This window comes from Bacillota bacterium (genome assembly GCA_012842395.1).
Taxonomy (GTDB): Bacteria; Bacillota; SHA-98; order UBA4971; family UBA4971; genus UBA6256.
Map to the genome: position 1 here is coordinate 1 of DUSX01000059.1, position 2476 is coordinate 2476.

Below are 2476 nucleotides of genomic sequence, written 5' to 3' on the forward strand. Positions count from 1 at the left end.
ACGGCGACGGGCGGCCTGCTCATCGTCGGAATCGGCATCGATATGCTGGGCATTAAGAAGATCCACGTGGCGAACATGCTCCCGGCCATAGCCGCTGCGCTGGTCCTGGCGCGGCTGGCGCTCAAGTTATGAGGGCGAGCAGAGCCTGGACGCGACGTTCCACGCGCGGGTGGTGTAGTATGGCCGAGCAGGCAACGCTAAGTGTGGATTCAGGAGGCTGCTCAACATTGTTTTGGAGGTGGTCGAAGTGATATGGGCGAAAGCCGGACCAGAGAACACCCTCGAGACCCTCAAGATCGCCATCGAGGCTGCAGGACGCCAGGGCATACACCATCTCGTGATCGCATCGAATTCGGGCGCGACCGTGAGAAAGGCTCTTGAGATCGGCGCGGGCGATCTCTCAGTTGTGTGCGTCACCCATCACGTTGGCTTCAGTGGTCGCGGAGTAGACGAGATGCCGCCGGAGGTAAGGCAAGACCTCACCTCGCGCGGGGTGAAGGTCCTCACGACCACACACGTGCTCGCCGGGGTGGACCGGTCGCTCAGGCTGAAGTTCGGGGGCGTGTATCCACCCGAGATAATCGCGGCAGCCCTCAGGATGCTGGGCCAGGGGCTCAAGGTGTGCGTGGAGATCTCCATCATGGCCCTGGACGCAGGCCTTGTGCCGTACGGCGAGCGCGTCGTGGCCGTGGGTGGGACAAGCACCGGGGCGGATACCGCGGCGATCATCGTGCCCGAGCACTCCAACAACGTGTTTGGCCTCAAGGTGGAGGAGATCCTCTGCAAGCCCAGAACCTGGTAGGCCTCGGACCCGGGACGCGCGATCCGGGACGCCCGGGGTAGGCTTGCGTGGGCTTTCAAAAGGCCACATCCTTTGGGCGACAGGTTACGCCCGGCGCTTTACCACCAGGATGCAGGTCTTCTTGCGCCACTTGAACAGAGGGCCGATGAACTTCTCGAGCAGGCGATACACCGGGGATCCTCCTTTCACCACGCGACTCCGTGACTCCGTACCATCATAATATCGCCGTGGCGCTTGAAGTGTGCTGCCATGGGAGGTAAAATGTTACCGGCGTGGCCGGCGCGCCATCTGGCGGCACGCCGGGGGCGGCCGGGGACAGGCTCGCGCGCCGCGATAACGCCAGGTTTCGCCTGTCGCACCTCTTTCTCGCCTCCTTGGTTGGTATGCTGGTATGGAAGTTATGTGGGGAGGGCCGGAGAGTGCCTGAGCTGAGGCTTGACCCTGTGACAGGGCGCTGGGTGCTGGTCGCCACCGAGCGAGCCAAGAGACCGAAGGACTTCGCCCAGCAGGACGCGGCGGCGGGGAAGGCGCGCCCGGAGCGGAGCGACGCCTGCCCATTCTGCCCGGGCAACGAGAGGCAGACCCCGCCCGAGATTTTTTCGTTCCGGCGCGATGGGACACGCCCGGACGAAGCGGGCTGGTGGGTGAGGGGTGTGCCAAACAAGTACCCGGCCCTCACATGGGAGCCGACGGTTCGGGCTTCGACCTCCGGCATTTTCAGCGTCAGGCCGGCTACGGGGGCGCACGAGGTGATCATCGAATCTCCGCTTCACAACGCGAGCCCCGCGACGATGTCGTATGACGAGATGGCGGAGGTCATACGGGCGTACATCCACCGCTATCGCGCTCTCTCCGAGGCCCCGGATATCAGGTATATCCTGATTTTCAGAAACCACGGCAGGGACGCCGGAGCGTCCCTGGAACATCCCCACTCTCAGGTCGCAGCGGTCCCGCTGGTGCCGCCCGTCGTCCTCGAGGAGCTTGCCGGTGCCAGGCATCACCACGAGTCCACCGGCCGCTGCGTCTTCTGTGACATGGTGCGCCAGGAGCTTGAATCCGCCGTCCGGGTTGTCCTGGAGACGCGCGACTTCATCGCGCTCGAGCCGTACGCCTCGAAGATGCCCTTCGAGACGTGGGTGCTGCCCAAAACGCATGCGCCTTCTTTCCACGAGATCGACCCGTCGAGCTACCGGGAACTGGCCCAGGTCCTCGTGGACGTGTTGGGCGCCGTCAGCACGGGCCTCCACGATCCACCGTACAACTACATCCTTCACACCGCTCCGCCCCGAGAACGGTGCGACGGCTTCTACCACTGGCATATCGAGATCTTTCCGAAGCTTACAGTGGCAGCCGGGTTCGAGTTCGGGATGGGCATGTACATCAATGTGACCACGCCGGAGAGCGCAGCGGAGTTCCTCAGAAATCACATTCCGAGCGAGGCGTCCGGAAGGAATTCCGGGGTTTAGGGCTAATATAGATAGGTACAGAAAGGGAATAGCGGGCCGGATGAAGCCGGAGGGAGATGCTCCGCGACCGCGGACGACCGCAGGTGACCGCCGGGACAGCAGGCGCAAAGGCGGCGCGTGAGAGCCGAAGGAGCAAGACGCCTGTTTGCCACGCAGGCGTCCAAACTCTCAGGCAAAAGCACCTTCGCTGACGGCACTCTGGAGAGGC

The 2476-nt window shown here is 63.6% G+C and carries 3 protein-coding genes and 1 riboswitch; all 3 genes read left to right on the forward strand.

The genetic code is table 11. From position 1 onward, the window contains the following. Window positions 1–132, forward strand: a 132-nt coding sequence (locus GX515_13470; protein HHY34002.1) for a DUF554 domain-containing protein, incomplete at its 5' end; no start/stop codon positions are given. A 115-nt stretch (window positions 133–247) separates the two neighbouring features. Continuing rightward, a complete protein-coding gene (locus tag GX515_13475; protein HHY34003.1) occupies window positions 248–802 on the forward strand; it encodes a hypothetical protein in 555 nt (184 codons plus the stop codon). 419 nt (window positions 803–1221) lie between these two features. Beyond that, the gene (galT, locus tag GX515_13480) at window positions 1222–2268 is read left to right on the forward strand and encodes a galactose-1-phosphate uridylyltransferase (protein ID HHY34004.1); all 1047 of its coding nucleotides are present in this window, start codon (window positions 1222–1224) and stop codon (window positions 2266–2268) included. 81 nt (window positions 2269–2349) lie between these two features. Next, window positions 2350–2462: riboswitch (glycine riboswitch) on the forward strand. Window positions 2463–2476 lie beyond the last annotated feature (14 nt).